Here is a 16,021-nt window from a genome sequence, read left to right as displayed (position 1 = left end):
ATGACGAAAGTCTGACGTCGCGGTGCGGGACCGGACCGGCGCCGGTGTGCCTCCCTAGGGTGAGCCGGGTGACCCTCACGCCCTCCCCGCTGCATCCGCCCGACGCCGAGCCGGAGCCGGAACCTGCCGTGCCGCCCCGCGCCGGGCGGCGCCGGGACCTGGCCGCCGCCGCTGCCGGGCTCGTGCTCTTCGCCGTCGTCGCGGTGGTCGGGACGCGGATCGAGCACCGGACCGGGAAGCTGCACGCCCCCTGGCCACCCCTGCTCGCCACCTGGCACCCGCACACCGGCCCGGGCACCCCCGCCGCGGTCGCGGTGGCCGTCCTCGCCGTCGCCTACGGGCCCCGGCTCGCCGAGCGCCTGCCGTGGCGGGCCCTGCCGTGGGCGGCCTGGGGCGCCGCGATGGCCTGGACGTGGTCGCTGGCCCTCGTCGACGGCTGGCGGCGCGGGGTGGCGAACCGGCTCACCACGCGCAACGAGTACCTGGTCGAGGTGCCCCGGTTCCGGCACGCGGGCGCCGCGCTCCGCGACTACACCCATCACATCCTGATCGACTCGCCCGGCCACTGGAACGCCCACGTCGCCGGGCACCCGGCCGCCGCGGTGTTGACGTTCGTCGGGCTGGACCGGATCGGGCTGGGCGGCGGGGCCTGGGCGGGCGCGTTCGTGATCACGGCGGGCGGCTCGGTGGCCGCCGCCGTCCTGGTCGCGCTGCGCGCGCTCGGCGCGGAGCGCGCCGCCCGCGCCGCCGCGCCCTTCCTCGTACTGACTCCCGGTGCGGTGTGGGTGGGTGCGTCCGCCGACGGGTACTTCGCCGCGGTCTCCGCGTGGGCGCTGGCGCTGCTGGCGCTCGCCGTCACCGCCCGGTCGCGGCCCGGGCGGGCCGGCGCCGCCGTAGGGAGCGGGCTGCTGCTCGGGCTCGCGCTCTACCTCTCCTACGGGCTGACCCTGCTGGTCGTGCCGGTCCTCGCGCTCCTCTGGTACGCCCGTACGCTGCGGCCCGTCCCGCTGCTCCTGCTCGGCCTCCTCGTCGCCCCGGTCTGCTTCACCCTCGCCGGCTTCGACTGGTGGGAGGCCTACCGGTTGCTCAAGGTCCGCTACTACCAGGGGGCGGGTGGTGATCGGCCGTACTCCTACTGGTTCTTCGGCGATCCGGCGACGGTGCTGGCGGCGGCGGGGTTCGCCTCGTTCGCGGGGGTAGGGCGCGCGGTGGGGGCCTGGGCGTCCTCCGCGAAAGTTGGGTTCCGAGGGGTGCTTCGGGGTGGGCCGGGGGAAGTGGGTTCACGTGCCCCGTTTCCGGGTGGGCCGGGGGAAGTGGGTTCACGTGCCGTGCTTCCGGGTGGGCCGGGGGGAGTTGGTTCGGGCGCCGTGCTTCCGGGTGCGCTGAGGAAGGTCCTCGCCCGCCTGCCGTTCTCGTTCCCGTCCCGCCCCGACCCCGCGGTCCTCCTGCCGTGCGCGATGCTCCTCGCCCTCCTCGCGGCCGACCTCTCCGGCATGAGCAAGGCCGAGACCGAGCGGATCTGGCTCCCCTTCACCCTCTGGCTCCCCGCGACCGCGGCGCTCCTGCCCGCCCCGGACCGCCGCGCCTGGCTCGCCGCGCAGGCCGCCCTCGCCCTCCTCCTCAACCACCTCCTCCTCACCTACTGGTAGGAGGGCGGTGCCGCTGTAGCGTTTCGACTGTCGACGTCGAGACGAACGGGGTGGCCATGCCTCATCCCACCGGCAGCAGCATCGGAGCGCGGCTCCGGGAGACCCGGAAGCGCCGGGGGCTGTCCCAGCGTGAGCTGGCCGGGCGGTCCGGTGTCTCCCTCTCGCTGATCAGGAAACTGGAGCAGGGCGAGCGAGCCGACACCCGGGTGGAAACCGCCCGCGCGCTCGCGGCCGCCTTGGGCGTACCGACCACCCGACTCCTCGGAGGGGAGCGCGAGACTCCTGGTGCGGCTCCGGCGGTGGCCGACCGGTGGGCGCCGGTCCGCGCCGCCCTGGAAGCCCCGTCCCCGGGCCCGAGCGACGATGCTCCGACGGTGGCCGGTGTCCGGAGGGCGGTGGCCGCCGCGGTGCCACTCGCCGCAGCCGATCGGCTCGACCAGCTCGGCGCGGTGCTGCCGGGGCTCCTGCGGGACGCCGCGGCGGTGGCCGACTCCCCGGCGGGACGCCGGGTGCAGGCCGATCTGCTCGGGCTGACCGGCTGGTTGTTCACGCAGACGCGGCAGTTCGATGCCGCCGACGTCGCGCTCACCCGGGCGCTGGACGGCGCCGGGGACGATCTCGACGTCGCCGCCGCGGTGAGTACGAGTTGCTGGCTGCTGCTTCGTCGTGGCCGGATCGGCGCGGCCGGTCACCTCGCCGAGACGTGGGCCGACCGGATCGAGCCCCGCATGTCCCGTGCGACGCCCGGCGAGTTGGCGGCCTGGGGCTGGCTGCTGCTGAGAGCCGCTGCCGCGGCCGACCGGGACGCCCGTTCCGATGACGCGGAAAGGCTGCTCCGCCTGGCGGGATCGGCGGCCTCGGCAGTGGGCGACCTGCCGGTCCCGGGCGGATTCCTCCGGGCCTTCGACGCGCGGACCGTCCAGCTCAAGGACGCCGAGCATGCCATGATCTCGGATCGGCCCGACCGGGTGCTCCAGCTGTCGGAGACCATTTCCTGGCAGGGCATGCGCCCGACCAGCAACAACCTGAACCGGAACCGGTTGGACCAGGCAGCGGCCCGGGTACGGCTGCGGAGGTACGCCGAGGCCGTCGACACGCTCGAACTCGTCCGGCACGCGGCGCCTCAGTGGTTGCCGCACCAGCGCTACGCGCAGGACATCCTCGGCCAGGTGATCGCGCGCCGCCGCACCCTGACGCCCCGCATGCGGCTGCTCGCCGACGCGGTGGGCGTTCCGTTGTGAGTGGCAGTTTTCGCTGACGCTCCGTCAAAGTGCCATTGCTGCAGACCCGCACGGATCCCTACGGTCGGTGAACGGATCGTCACGGATCAAGGAGCCGCCATGCCGCAACCGAAGTCGCCTGCCGGGAAAGGCCAACCGGGCCGACCCGGATCACCCGGCCGCCGGGACGGTGAGTGGCCGTCGGCGAGGGCCGTCTACGCCTCGGAACTGGCCTCGCGTCGCGAACAGTCGGGGATGAGCCTCGTGCAACTCGCCCACGTGTGCAGGTACGAACAGTCCTACCTGCACCGCCTGGAGCGAGGCTCGCGGCTCGGCACCGTCGAGGCCGCGCGGATGCTGGACAAGGTGTACGGCACCGGCACCCTGCTGGTGAAGCTGTGGCAGCTGGCCAAACGAGAGGCGAAGGACCGTCCGTTCACCGGGCTCGCCCCCCTGGAGGCAACTGCGACCAGCATCCAGGAGTACGACATCAGTGCCGTGCCGCACCTCCTCCAGACCCCGGCATACGCCGAGGAGCAGTTGCGCACCACCAGGCCAGGCAGCGTGGAGCAGTTGAGCGCGCGGGTCGCCGCGCGGCTGGAGCGTCAGGAACGCCTCACGGGTCCGAACCCCTTGCACTACCGGGCGCTGGTCGACGAGTCGGTGCTGTGGAGGGGAGCGCGTGACGCGGAGACGTGGCGGGGCCAGGTGGAGCATATCGTCGAGACGGCCTGCCTTCCCGATGTCTCCCTGCACGTCGTGCCGTTCGGGACCGGACCGCATCACGTTCGTGGCTCCCTCGAACTGATCTTCTGCCACGACGGGCACACCGTCGCGTACACGCGGAGCAGTTGGAGCGGGCACCTCGTCGAGGAACCCGAAGAGATCGAGCCGCTCCGGCTCGCGTACGACCTGCTCCGTGACATCGCTCTCACGCCCGCGGATTCCCTGACGCTCCTGCACACGGTGCTGGAACGCGGGAAGCCGTAGCGGCCGCCTCACCGCCCGGTCGGCGGGACCTTCAGGCGAACGCGCGGCGGAGGTGGGGGAGGAGGGCGCGCAGGGCGGGGGGAGGGGAGGGGCGCCAGACGAGGGTGAGGTGGGCCGGGGCGGCGGCGCCCTCGATCGTGTGGGCGACCAGCTTCTCGCCGAAGCGGTCGGCCATGGACGCGCTGAGCACCCCCACCCCGAGCCCGCGCGCGGCCAGATCCGCGATGGCGTCGGCCGCGCTTGCCTGGAAGGCGATCGTCGGCCGGAGGCCGGCCGCGGCGCAGGCGCGGTCGAGGACGGTGCGCAGCCCGGTGCCGGGCGGCATGCAGACGAGCGGGTGCGCGGCGACGTCCCGCAGGGTGACCCGGCGCCGGCCGGCCAGCGGATGATCCGCGGCGGTGACGGCGACGATCCGCTCGCTGATGACGGTCAGCGACTCCAGCCCGTCCGGCGCCGCACTCGCCGTCCCGACCAGCGCGAGGTCGAGCGCACCGGCCCGCACGTGCTCCACCAGCCGCTCGGAGTTCTCCTCCAGCAGCGCGATCTCGACGCCCGGGTGCGCGCGGTGGAACCCGGCGAGTGCTTCGAACAGGGGCGTGAGGGTGCAGCCGATGACCATGCCGAGGGCCAGCCGCCCCCGGATCACCTCGGCGACCTCGCCGACGGCCTGCCGCACCGCGCCGACCGCCGCGAGCGCGGCCCGCGCGTGTTCGAGCGCTGCCTTGCCCGCGACCGTGAGGGTGGTGGTGCGGGCCGAACGGTCGAACAGCTCGGTGCCGAGCTCCTGTTCGAGCCGGCGGACCTGCGCGCTGACCCCGGACTGGCTGATGTGCACGCGCTCCGCGGCCCGCGTGAAGTTGCGCTCCTCCGCGACCGCGACGAAGTACTCCAGCTGCCTCAGGTCCATGACTCACCATTCTAGCTCTCATCAGAACCATCTGTTGGACTTCTGATCACCGCCGGACCACCCTGGGAGGTGGGCAAGGAGGCGACCCGCGCAGCCCAGCCTGACAGCGCAGCCCGACAGCCGAGCCCGAGGAGAGAGACCATGACGGAGTACGCCCAGGCCATGCGGCCCGAGGACCTCACCCGCCTGTTCGTCGAGCGGTCCAACGCCGGTGACGCCGCCGGGGTCGCCGCGCTCTACGAGGAGGACGCGGTGCTCGCCTACCCGCCCGGCGGCCGGACCGTCGGCCGCGCGGCGATCCGCGCCCTGTGGGAGAACGTGCTCGCCAACCGGCCGCACTTCGAGCCCGAGGAGCCGCTGCCGACGCTGATCAGCGGGGACATCGCGCTCACCTCCACCCCGCCGCGCGACGGAGCCGGCGCCCGCGCGCAGGTGGTCCGCCGCCAGTCCGACGGAAGCTGGCTGCGCGTCCTGGACCAGCCCGAGTTCGTCACCCCGTCCGCGTGAGCCACTCGGTGGGTGCCGGCGCGGGCTCCCCGGCTGCGCCGCTCCGGCCGGCGGCCCGACCGGCCATCGCCGCTCGCTGGCCCGCGTGACGCGCCGGGAACGTCAGCCGTCGAGCCGCCGAGGTGACGGGCGCACTCTGACTCCTGCCGCCCGTGCCCGGTCGGTCCAGGGCCCGGGCGGGTCGCCGGCCACGGTCACGCGCACGTCCTGTGCCACGAACTGCTGGATCAGCGGCCAGGCGAGGTCCGCCAGGATCCCGGGACTGCCGTCGAGCGCGCGGGCCCAGGCGTCGAGATCGATCGTGACGTCGCCCTGGGCCGGGTCGCCGCCCGGGAGCGGGCCCTCCCCGCCGCCGCTCCCGAGCATGAGGCGCCGGTTGGCCTCGAGGAAGTCGACGGGACGCGTCGGGCCGCTGCCGTCGCCGGCGGTGAGGGCCCCCGCGACCGCGCGGGCGGCGCTCCGGGTGACGCGGGCCAGGTCGTCGATGGTCGGTGCCATGAAGTACCCGTCGATGTCACTGGCGAGGATGCGGCTGATGGGCCCGCGGAAGTCGGCGCCGTAACCGTCGTCGGTGAACTCGGTGGCGAGCAGGCGGGCTTCGGGGAACTGCTGCCGCAGCAGGCCGAGCAGCATCGCGCCAGCGGGCGGCACGAGCACGATGTCGGCGTCGGGTTCGGCCTCGCGGATGTCCTGGACGACGTGACCGGGGCCGAGGCGCTGGGCGAGGGCCTCGCGGGCGGGCTCGTCAAGGGCGATGGCGGTGACGACGACGATCGGCCGGCTGCGCGTGGCGTCACCCACCAGCGCCTCGCCCGGCGCTTCCTCCCGGTCCGCGGGGACGGGAAGAGCGGGCTCGCCGGTCGGGGCGGGCCGCGCCGACCGCGGGGGCTCGGGCCCACGATGGTGCCGCGTGTCGGAAGCCATGGCAGGCAAGACGCGCGGCGGGAGGATCCGGTTCCTGACCGGCGGTCCTGCGGATGCCCTGGCCCCCGGCGGCCCCTTCGCTGCCCCTGTCGCGACCTCTGCCCATGGGGTGCGGCACCTTGCGGTCAGCGGTGGCTCGTGGCGCAGTTCCCCGCGCCCCTTGTCAGTGCGGCTCGCAGGGGTACCCAGGTGGGCCGGGGCCAGCGCGCGGCGAGCCGCACCCACCTGCGGTCCGACCCGTCCGGGTACCGATGCCGCCCGGGCGGCAGGCGAACGCCCCGCTCAGTAGTACTCCTTGAGGCCCCGGACCCCCCGCGGCCACGCCAACTCCACGCCGTCGGCGGCCAGAAGGCGCTGGAAGTCCGCGAGCCGGTCCGGCCGGGAACGTATCTGACGGGGTATCAACCCGGTGTCGAGGCAGTGCGCCGCGAGCGTGCCCGCGACCTCGCCGATGTTCCATTCGATCGGGTGCAGCCGGTAGCAGCCGTTGGTGATGTGGGTGGTGCCGATGTTCTTCGCCGCGGGCAGGAGGTTGTCCACCCGGACCGGCAGCAGGGCGCCGAGCGGGATCTGGAACGGCCAGGTCTCTATGTCGACGAAGGTACGCGGGCCGCGCTTGCCGCCGGTGCTGGGGTGCAGGTCGATCCGGTACGAGCCGATGCCGACGGTGTCGGCGAACTCGGCGGCGAACTCCCCGTCGTGCTGCCCCCCGACGATCGAGCCGGAGGTCCCGCCGGACCTCCCGCCGAACCGCGCCGCCCCGGCTCGGCGTTCACGGGCCTGCGACCCGACGTGGTTCTCGGTGACGGTGAACTCCGCCTGGATGCGCCGTGCTTCGCGGACGTAGGGCGCCTTGGCCAGACCGTCGGAGGTGCCCAGCACGTCAGGACGCAGCCGCAGCCCGGGAAAGCCGGTGCCGCCACGGGAATTGGGCGCCTCGGTCTGCATCCAGTGCAGGAACGACAGGCTCAGCTGCCGCGCGCCGGCCAGGTGCCGGTCGCGCTCCTCCGGGAGCACCCCGACGATCGGGCCGAGCCAGTAGTCGATGTGCGCCCAGTTGACCAGGGTGACGTCACCGATCCCCGCGGACTCCGCGAAGTTGGCGCGGGACAGGACGCGCCGGAAGTCCCACAGCCCGAACCCGTCGGGCCGCCCGCTGCCGTCCTCGAAGAGCGCCCGGCGGTGCTCGGTGAGGTCCCACGGGTCGACCTCCGCCCAGTTCAGCTGCGGGCCGGGCCAGAACCCGTCGCGGCGGTCGCGCCAGAAGGCGTACTCGCGCGGCCGGTCGACGGTGTGGTCCTCGCCGGGCCGGTACTCCAGCGCGAAGCACCAGCTCACCGCCTGCTGGTCCAGCGGCTCCGGCTCGCCGTCGAGGGCGTGCGGCTCGCCCGTGACGGCCGCGGACTCCGCCCCGGTGACGTGCTCCACCGCGCCGAGTTCGAGCAGCTCGCCCAGTTCGGTGGCGTCGATCGTGTACGGCGCGGCGATCTCGGTGTCCCGGCCGTTTGCGTCCTGCAGCGTCACCGAGGTGATCCGGTCGCCGTCGCGGGCCACCGCGACCGGCGTCCGGCCGGTGAGCAGCCGGATGCGGCCCGCGGCGCGGTACGGCGCGAGCATCTCCTCCAGTACCGCCACGGCGACCCGCGGCTCGTGACAGATCCGGCTGACCCGCCCCGCGCCCGGGTTGAGCCGGGGTGCGGCCGCGGCGGCCGCGCTCAGCGGGTAGTTGCGCCGGTAGTAGGCCCGGATGCCGTCGCGCAGCGCCCGGTAGCCGCGGGTGCAGCCGAACTCCTCGATCCACGGGTGCTCGTCGGGCGGCACGCCCTGGGTGGTGAGCTGGCCGCCGATCCAGTCGGTGGCCTCGGTCAGGACGACGTCGCGGCCGCGCCGGGCGGCGGCGAGCGCGGCGGCGACCCCGCCGAGTCCGCCGCCGACCACCAGCACGTCGCATCGGTCCTCGCGCATGGAACTCCTCAGGTCATCGGGGGCGGCGGGCGGGCGGTGCCTGGAGGGTCTGGCCGGTGCGGACGCCGCAGGTAGCGGTGGCCCGGCGCGGTGCGGTGTCCTGCGGCCTGGCCAGCAGGTCGGCGAGCAGCCGGACCGCCTGCCCGCCCATCTCCTGGCGTGGCGTGAGCAGCGAGGTGATCGTCGGGTCGTCCGGGCGGCTGCCCGCGAAGTCGCCGAGTGCGACCACCGACAGGTCCTCCGGCACCCGCAGGCCCAGCCGGGTGGCGCCGGAGCGCACGCTGGCCGCGTGGTTGGAGTCGTCGGTCACCACGCAGGTGACGCCCTGGTCGACGAGGGTGGTGAGCAGGTCGGTGGCGACCGCGTCCGGATCGACCAGGTGGACCGCGCCGGACTCGATCCCCGCATGGGCGCGGCACGCCTCGAAGTACCCGGCCTCGCGCTCCAGTACGGCCTCGGAGGCGATCGCGCTGCGCAGCAGTGCCAGCCGGCGGTGGCCGAGGTCGGCGATCCTGTCGACCATGCCGCGGGTGGCGGAGGCGTAGTCCGCGGTGACGTACGACATCTCGCCCGAACCGAGCTCCCTGCGGCCGATGTAGACGAACGGGAAGCCGGAGCCGACCAGCGCGGCCAGCTCCTCGCGGTCCTCGTCCTGGCCGAGCAGGACCGCGCCGTCGGTGACCTGGAGGGTGTTGACGCCGTCCTTGTAGATCGACCTTCGGCGCCGGCCGCCGTCCTGGCCCCGGCCGCGCGAACCGGTGAACAGCAGCAGGTGGCAGTCGAGTTCCTCGGCGGCCTCCTCGATGCCGATCAGCGAGTCGTGGAAGAAGCTGAGCCGGTCGGTGGGGAAGACCGCCTCGTAGGTGAACACGCCGACGATGTTGTTGCGGCCGCCGGCCAGGCTCCGGGCCGCCAGGTTGGGGGAGTAGCCGAGCCGGCGGACCGCCTCCCACACCCGTTGCACGGTCTGCTCGCTGGCGCGCACCGCGCCGTCGTGCCGCCCGTTGACGACGGCGGAGACCACCGACGGCGACACCTCGGCGAGACGTGCGACATCGGCCTGGGTGGGCCGGCGCGGTGATCGGGGACTAGCCATGGGCCACGCTTCTCCCTCGCTTCTCACGTTCCTTGATATTGCGCATCATCAAAGGTCTACCACGCGCTGACGGTTTCTCAACCCCCGCCTGCCGGACACGCAATCGCAACGTCAGCGTACACGCTTGTTGACACCTGTGTGGCGCAGCTCATACCTTGAGCCCGCCGTTGATGTAGCGCATCATCACGACATTCCCATGTCGGTGCAGCAGCACGGCAGTCCCCGGCGCGGGGACCCACTCGGGAAGAGGTGACAGCAGTGAGCGGACCGGGATCGGACCGGCGCGATCTGGGAGGCGTCAGCAGACGCCGGGTACTCGGCATGACCGGCGCCGCCGTGGGCGCGGCCGCCCTCGCGGCCTGCTCGGGCAAGACCGGCGCCGCGGTGCCGCACGGCGACGTCAAGGACCTGAAACTGCCCGCGCACCTCGACCCGAGCCCGGTGCCCGGGCAGGTGGTCAGCAGCACCGCGGGCGTCCCGGTCGCCTTCACCCGCTACCCCGCGCCGTACAGGACCGTGACGGAGCCGCCCGGGCACGGCGGCACCGTCACCACGTTCCAGATCACCTACACCCCGCCGCCGCCCGCGAACAACCGGTGGGCCGACGAGCTCGACAAGCGGCTCGGCGTGCACATCAAGCCGACCCTGGTCTCCGCGGCGGACCTGGCGCAGAAGACCGCGACCGTCATCGCGGGCGGCGACATACCCGACCTCTTCTACCTCAACACCGCCACCGGGCAGGCCCCCGCGGCCGCGCAGTCCGTCCTCCAGGGCGCGTTCACCGACCTGACCGAGTACCTGTCGGGCGACGCGGTCCGCGACTACCCGAACCTGGCGCTGTTCCCGTCCTACGCCTGGAAGAACGCCTCGATCGAGGGCCGGATCTACGGCGTGCCGCGCCCCGAACCGCTGCTCCAGAGCGGCATCCCCACCCTGCGGCTGGACTGGCTGCGCAAGCTCGGCATGACCGGTCAACCCGCCGACGCCGACGAGATGTTCGCGATGCTCACCGGGTTCCGCGGCCAGGACCCGGACGGCAACGGCAAGAAGGACACCTGGGCGCTGTCGTCCCTCCAGATCTACTGGCAGTCCACCCCGATCCTCAACATGTTCGGCGTGCCGAACAACTGGCGGCTGGAGAAGGACGGCACGCTCACCAAGGACATCGAGACCGACGAGTTCGAGGCCGCCACCGAGTACATCGTCAAGCTCTGGAAGGCCGGCGCCTTCCACCCCAACGCGGCCGCCAACACCTACGACCAGCAGATGGCGCTGTGGAACGCCGGGAAGATCGGCATGTCGGGCGCCGCGCTGAACACCACCTACATCCCGGACGTGCCGCCGATCCCCGGCGTGAAGAACTGGGCCACCGACCTCGGGCCGCTCATCCCGCCCGGCCACGACGGCGGCGTCGCCTCGCTGTACCAGTCCAGCGGCATCTTCGGCATGTTCGCCATCCCCGCCAAGGTCGGCAAATCCGCCAAGGGCAAGGAGCGGGTCAAGGAACTGCTGAGCATCCTCAACTACCTCGGCGCGCCCTTCGGCAGCGAGGAGAACACCTTCCTCACCTACGGCGTCGAGGGCTGGAACTACGACCTCACGCACGGCGTGCCCGTGAAGTCCACCGACACCTCCCGCCGCGCGGAACTGGCCGGACAGTACTTCTGCGAGCCCACCGAGACCGTGCTGTACCTGCCCGGTCCGCCCACCATGTCGGTCACCGCGCAGAAGCAGGCCGAGAAGCTCATCCCGCACACCATCGCCGACCCCACCGTCAACCTGGTCTCGCAGAGCTCGGTCTCCCGGGGGCCCGCGCTCCAGCAGAACCTCAACGACGCCTTCGTCGGCATCGTCACCGGCCGCAAACCGGTCAGCGCGCTGAAGCAACTGCGCGGCCAGTGGGCCGGGCAGGGCGGCGACACCATCCGCCGCGAGTTCCAGCAGTCCCTGGCGAAGAGCCGGTAGGGGCGGAGCGACCGTGACCGTGCACAGCACCGACCGTCCGGCCCGCCGTCCCCGGGCGCCGCGCAGCACACCGCCGGCGGCCCCCCGCAGCGCTCGACAGCCCACGGCCAGACGGCCGTTGCGGGTCCGGATCTGGCGCGAACGATGGATGTACGCCTTCTTCCTGCCCGGCGTGGTGTTCTTCGTCGTCTTCGCGTACGTGCCGCTGCTCGGGAACGCCGCCGCCTTCCAGGACTACTCGCCCTTCCTCGGCTTCCGCGGCTCGCCCTGGGTCGGCCTGGCCAACTTCCACGAGCTGTTCTCCGACCCGCAGGCGCTCGCCGCGATCCGCAACACCCTGATCATCAGCCTGCTCCAGGTCGTGTTCGCCTTCCCCGCCCCCATCGCGCTCGCGCTGCTGCTCAACAGCCTGATCTCGCCGCGGATCAAGCGCATCGTCCAGTCGATCGTCTACCTGCCGCACTTCATCGGCTGGGTGATCGTGATCTCGATCTGGCAGAACGTCCTGGGCGACACCGGCGGGGTCAACCAGCTCTTCTCGCACGTCGGGATGAGCACCGCCCACCTGATGACCGACGCGAGCACCTTCAAGGGGCTGCTCACCGCGCAGGTGATCTGGAAGGAGACCGGCTGGGGCACCATCATCTTCTTCGCCGCGATCTCCCACATCAGCACCGACCTGTACGAGGCGGCCGTGGTCGACGGCGCCGGACCGTGGCGCCGCACCTGGCACATCACGCTGCCCGGCATCGCCAACGTGATCGCGCTGCTGCTGATCCTGCGGATGGGCGACGTGCTCACCGTCGGCTTCGAGCAGATCCTCCTCCAGCAGAACGCGGTCGGGAACGACGCGGCGCAGGTGGTCGACACCTTCGTCTACTACAACGGCGTGCTCGGCGGGAACTGGGGCCTGGCCACCGCCGCCGGGATCTTCAAGGGCGTGGTCGGCACCGTCCTCGTCGTCGTCGCCAACAGGACCGCCAAGCGGTTCGGAACGTCAGGGGTGTTCTAGAGATGGCAGAGGTGTACCGGACCGGCCGCAGGGCCGAACTCCCGGCCTGGCGCGAACGGCCCTCCGCCGGCACCCAGTTCGCCAAGGCGCTGGTGATCGCGGTGATCGTGACGGTGATGCTCTACCCGTTCCTGTACGTCGTCGCGTCCAGCTTCGCCACCCCCGCGGCCGCCAACTCCGGCGGGCTGCTGCCCACGTCCTTCTCGCTGGACGCCTACCGCAGCATCTTCGCCGGGGACGTGGTCACCCGCGCGCTGCTGGTGTCGGTGGGGGTGACCGTCGCGGGCACGGTGCTGTCGGTGCTGTTCACGGTGAGCACCGCCTACGGGCTGTCCCGCACCAAGGACGTGCCCGGGTCCAAGGCCGCCCTCTACCTGATCCTGCTCACGATGCTGTTCGGCGCGGGCATCATCCCGCAGTACCTGCTGATCAGGAACCTCGGACTGGTCGACTCCTACTGGTCGTTGATCCTGCCCGGCATGGTCAGCGCCTTCAACCTCGTCGTGGTGCGCAACTTCTTCATGGACATCCCGGCCGAACTCCTGGAGTCCGCCCGGATCGACGGCGCCGGCGAACTGCGCATCCTGCTGCGGATCGTGCTGCCGCTGTCCCGCGCGGTGATCGCGGTGATCGCGCTGTTCTACGCCGTCGGCTACTGGAACAACTTCTTCAACGCGATGCTCTACCTCAACGACAGCACCAAGTGGCCGATGCCGCAGGTGCTCAACGAGTACGTCCTGCAAGGCGGCCAGCTCTCGACGGTCACCGACCTCCACCAGGCCGCGCCCCCCTCGCAGACCGTGCAGATGGCCGTGGTGGTCATCGCCACGGTGCCGATCCTCGCCGTCTACCCCTTCGCGCAGCGCTACTTCACCAAGGGAGTCCTCACCGGAGCCATCAAGGGCTGACGCCGCCGCGCGCCGCCCCCCACCGCAAGGAGCCGCACGATGAACGACGACCCCACCTCCTCCCGTACCTCTTCCGACGCCGCCTCCTCCGTCCCGCGCCGCCGCCTGGTCAGCCGGCGTGCCGCACTCGGCATGGCCGCGGGCGCGGGCCTCGCCGCCGTGGGCGTGGCGGCCGGCCCCGCCTCCGCCCGCTCCCGCGCATCCGCCGGGGCCGCCCCGTCCGCAGTCGCCCAGCCCGCGCGGACCGGCGTCCCGCACCTGGGTGCCTACCGGTGGGGCTCGCCCACCGGGCCCGCGAACGTCACCGCGTTCGCCGACTGGGTCGGTGACCCCGTCGTGTGGGGACAGGACTTCCTGGCCACCGACACCTGGGACAACATCGCCGACCCGAGCTGGCAGATGCCCGCGTGGGGCAGCTGGGTCGCCGCGCAGGCGGGCCGCAACCTGGTGCTGTCGGTGCCGATGCTGGCCGGCGCCTGGGACCTCAGCGGCCCGGTCAAGGGCACCGCCGCGGGGCAGGCCGTCTCGCTGAGCGCGGGCGCGGCCGGCGCCTACGACGGCTACTTCCAGTCGCTCGCCCGGATCCTCGTCGACAACGGCCTGGGCAACGCCTGGCTGCGCGTCGGCTGGGAGTTCAACGGCGGCTGGTACACCTGGCGGGCCTCCTCCGACACCGCCCACTGGCCGATCTTCTTCCAGGCGATCGTCGGCTCGATGCGCGGCGTGGCCGGCTCGAACTTCCGCTTCATCTGGAACCCGACCATCGGCTACCAGCAGGAACCCGCCGACCAGCTCTACCCGGGCGACTCCTACGTCGACTTCGTGGGCGTCGACGTCTACGACCAGTCCTGGGTCACCGGCAGCTACCCCTGGCCCGCGGGGTCGACGGCCGCGCAGATCGCCGCGGCCCGGCAGACCGCGTGGGACAAGGACATCCACGGCGGCGACCACGGACTGGCGTACTGGCAGTCCTTCGCGAACGCGCACGGCAAGTACCTGGTGATCCCCGAATGGGGCGTGTGCGACCGCACCGACACCCACGGCGGGATGGACAACCCCGCGTTCGTGCAGAACATGTACGACTTCATGGTGGCCGCCGACGTGCCGTACGCGTCGTACTTCGACGTCAACGCGTCCGACGGGGCCCACCAGTTGTCGCCGGGCGCGGGCGGCAACGGCCAGCCCGTCACCACCGAGTTCCCGCAGTCGGCCGCGACCTTCCTGTCCCTGTTCGGAGGTCCCAGTGCCTGACCGCGACCCCGCGCCGCGCCGGGGCAGACCCGCGGCGGACGCACACCCGGCGGCACCCGGCCCCGGCCGGCGGCGGTTCGTCGGCCTAGCCGGAGCCACGGCCGGCCTGGGCGCGCTCTCCGCGCTCTCCGCGCACCCGGCGCTCGCCGCGCCGCCGGCCGGGCCGGCTCCGCACGGTCCGCACCCGGTGCCCGCCCGCCGGATCGGCGCTTACCACTGGGACCGGCAGCCCGGCCAGATCGGCGACTTCGCCGAGTGGATCAACAGCCCGGTGTACTACGCCGAGGACTTCCTGCTCAGGGACAGTTGGGCGTCCCTGGCCGGGGCCGGCCGCCTCTCGTCCTGGCAGGACACACCGTGGGCGCGGCGGATGGTGTGGGCCGCCTACCCGTTCCCCGACGGCCAGGGCGACCTGGTGCAGGCCGCCGCCGGCGTCTACAACAGCCACTACGCCGACCTGGCCGGCAACCTCGTCCGGGCCGGGATGGGCAACGCGGTCCTGCGCTTCGGCCACGAGTTCAACGGCAACTGGTACCCCTGGTCACCGGCGAACGACCCGAACGGCGTCGCCGCGGGCGAGACCGACTTCGCCGCGGCATTCCGCCAGTTCGCCACCACCGTACGGGCGGTGCCCGGCGCGCACTTCACGCTGGTCTGGAACCCGGTGCCCGGCCAGTCGGGCATCGACCTCACCCGCTGCTACCCGGGCGACGCCTACGTCGACCTCGTCGGCATCGACATCTACGACCAGGACTGGAACGTCTACAGCCCGGGCGTGCCGCCGACCGAGGCGCTGCGCGAGCGGGCGTGGCAGGACCTGCGCACCGACCCGCACTGGGGCATCGACATGATCGCCGCCTTCGCCGCGTCCAGGAACAAGCGGCTGGCGGTGCCCGAATGGGGCGTCTGGTGGGACAAGGTCGGGCACGGTGGCGTGGACAACGCATACTTCGTGCAGCAGATGTTCGACTGGATGAACGCCAACGACGTCGCCTGGAACGTGTACTTCAACGTGTACGCCAGCGACGGCAACCACGACCTGTACGACACGTACCTCTTCCCGGAGGCGTCCGCACGCTTCCAGCGGCTGTGGAACCCGTCCGGCCGGCTGCCCCGCCCGCGCCCGGTGAGCGCCGGCACGCTCCATCCCTCCGGCGCGCCCGGCCCGACGGCGTACCCGCCCGGCACCGCCGTCGTCGCCGCACACACCGGCAGTTTCAGCCAGCCGTCCGGGACCCGGGCCCGGCCGTACGGCGACCCCTGGGCGGAGGAAGGGACGCTCGCCTCGCTGATCCGCGCCGGCGCGGGCACGCCGCCCGAGGTGTCCTACCCGGACGCCCCGGCCGCCGAGGTGCTCATGCTGCGCTACGAGTGCCCGGTCGACGGCGACGTCTACCTGTCCGTGTACGTCGACGGGGTCAAGGCCGCGGGCCAGGTCAGGATGCCCGCCGTCGACCGGACCCGGCCCACGGAGTACGCCATGGTGACCGTGCCGGTGCACGTCCCGGCCGGTGCGACCGTCACCGTCCGGATCGACCCCGACGACGACCACACGGTGTCGGGCGGTGTCTGGGACTACGTCAACCTCGACACGATCGGGTTCGCCGCGCAGGGCGCCGCCGGCTGA

At 72.7% G+C, this 16,021-nt stretch carries 13 protein-coding genes; 9 read left to right on the top strand and 4 right to left on the bottom strand.

All coding sequences use genetic code 11. The annotated features are described in order from the left end of the window. Positions 1 to 59: 59 nt before the first annotated feature. From C4U44_RS42520 to C4U44_RS16360, 3 genes are all read left to right on the top strand, one after another. Entirely contained in the window at positions 60 to 1,649 is a 1,590-nt protein-coding gene (locus tag C4U44_RS42520; RefSeq protein ID WP_407642840.1) for a hypothetical protein, read from the top strand. A gap of 56 nt (positions 1,650 to 1,705) precedes the next feature. After that, positions 1,706 to 2,890: a helix-turn-helix domain-containing protein gene (locus C4U44_RS16365; RefSeq protein WP_103886534.1), complete on the top strand. Its 1,185-nt coding sequence runs from the start codon at positions 1,706 to 1,708 to the stop codon at positions 2,888 to 2,890. Positions 2,891 to 2,989: 99 nt separating this feature from the next. Then, complete coding sequence (locus C4U44_RS16360) at positions 2,990 to 3,859, top strand: helix-turn-helix domain-containing protein (protein ID WP_103886533.1); 870 nt, start codon at positions 2,990 to 2,992, stop codon at positions 3,857 to 3,859. A 31-nt stretch (positions 3,860 to 3,890) separates the two neighbouring features. Here C4U44_RS16360 and C4U44_RS16355 read toward each other — a convergent pair whose 3' ends face one another. Then, positions 3,891 to 4,766 (bottom strand): LysR family transcriptional regulator, encoded by an 876-nt coding sequence (locus C4U44_RS16355; protein ID WP_103886532.1) that lies wholly within the window; start codon positions 4,764 to 4,766, stop codon positions 3,891 to 3,893. Positions 4,767 to 4,907: 141 nt separating this feature from the next. Here C4U44_RS16355 and C4U44_RS16350 point away from each other — a divergent pair, with 141 nt between their 5' ends. After that, positions 4,908 to 5,273 carry a YybH family protein gene (locus C4U44_RS16350; protein WP_103886531.1) on the top strand — a complete coding sequence of 122 codons (366 nt, stop codon included), beginning with the start codon at positions 4,908 to 4,910 and terminating at the stop codon, positions 5,271 to 5,273. Positions 5,274 to 5,375: 102 nt separating this feature from the next. Here C4U44_RS16350 and C4U44_RS16345 read toward each other — a convergent pair whose 3' ends face one another. The 3 genes from C4U44_RS16345 to C4U44_RS16335 all read right to left on the bottom strand — a co-directional run bounded on the left by C4U44_RS16345 (position 5,376) and on the right by C4U44_RS16335 (position 9,258). Next, complete coding sequence (locus C4U44_RS16345; RefSeq protein ID WP_103886530.1) at positions 5,376 to 6,197, bottom strand: hypothetical protein; 822 nt, start codon at positions 6,195 to 6,197, stop codon at positions 5,376 to 5,378. Between the two features lie 282 nt (positions 6,198 to 6,479). After that, positions 6,480 to 8,162 carry an FAD-dependent oxidoreductase gene (locus C4U44_RS16340; protein WP_103886529.1) on the bottom strand — a complete coding sequence of 561 codons (1,683 nt, stop codon included), beginning with the start codon at positions 8,160 to 8,162 and terminating at the stop codon, positions 6,480 to 6,482. A gap of 13 nt (positions 8,163 to 8,175) precedes the next feature. Continuing rightward, positions 8,176 to 9,258, bottom strand: a complete 1,083-nt coding sequence (locus tag C4U44_RS16335; protein WP_103886528.1) for a LacI family DNA-binding transcriptional regulator — start codon at positions 9,256 to 9,258, stop codon at positions 8,176 to 8,178. A gap of 258 nt (positions 9,259 to 9,516) precedes the next feature. Between C4U44_RS16335 and C4U44_RS16330 the strand changes: the two genes are divergently transcribed. The 5 genes from C4U44_RS16330 (at position 9,517) to C4U44_RS16310 (ending at position 16,021) form a co-directional block, all read left to right on the top strand. Further along, positions 9,517 to 11,223, top strand: a complete 1,707-nt coding sequence (locus C4U44_RS16330) for an extracellular solute-binding protein (RefSeq protein WP_146088276.1) — start codon at positions 9,517 to 9,519, stop codon at positions 11,221 to 11,223. A 148-nt stretch (positions 11,224 to 11,371) separates the two neighbouring features. After that, positions 11,372 to 12,235 (top strand): ABC transporter permease, encoded by an 864-nt coding sequence (locus C4U44_RS16325; RefSeq protein WP_103886526.1) that lies wholly within the window; start codon positions 11,372 to 11,374, stop codon positions 12,233 to 12,235. Positions 12,236 to 12,237: 2 nt separating this feature from the next. Continuing rightward, a complete protein-coding gene (locus tag C4U44_RS16320) occupies positions 12,238 to 13,143 on the top strand; it encodes a carbohydrate ABC transporter permease (protein WP_103886525.1) in 906 nt (301 codons plus the stop codon). A 39-nt stretch (positions 13,144 to 13,182) separates the two neighbouring features. Then, a complete protein-coding gene (locus C4U44_RS16315) occupies positions 13,183 to 14,394 on the top strand; it encodes a glycosyl hydrolase (RefSeq protein WP_103886524.1) in 1,212 nt (403 codons plus the stop codon). After that, positions 14,387 to 16,021 carry a glycoside hydrolase family 26 protein gene (locus C4U44_RS16310; RefSeq protein ID WP_103886523.1) on the top strand — a complete coding sequence of 545 codons (1,635 nt, stop codon included), beginning with the start codon at positions 14,387 to 14,389 and terminating at the stop codon, positions 16,019 to 16,021. Before C4U44_RS16315 ends, C4U44_RS16310 begins: the two co-directional genes overlap by 8 nt.

The sequence above is a fragment of the Actinacidiphila yanglinensis genome, from assembly GCF_900107965.1.
GTDB lineage: Bacteria > Actinomycetota > Actinomycetes > Streptomycetales > Streptomycetaceae > Actinacidiphila > Actinacidiphila yanglinensis.
Note: the sequence above shows the minus strand (reverse complement) of the source record. Positions and strands in the feature narration are given on the sequence as shown.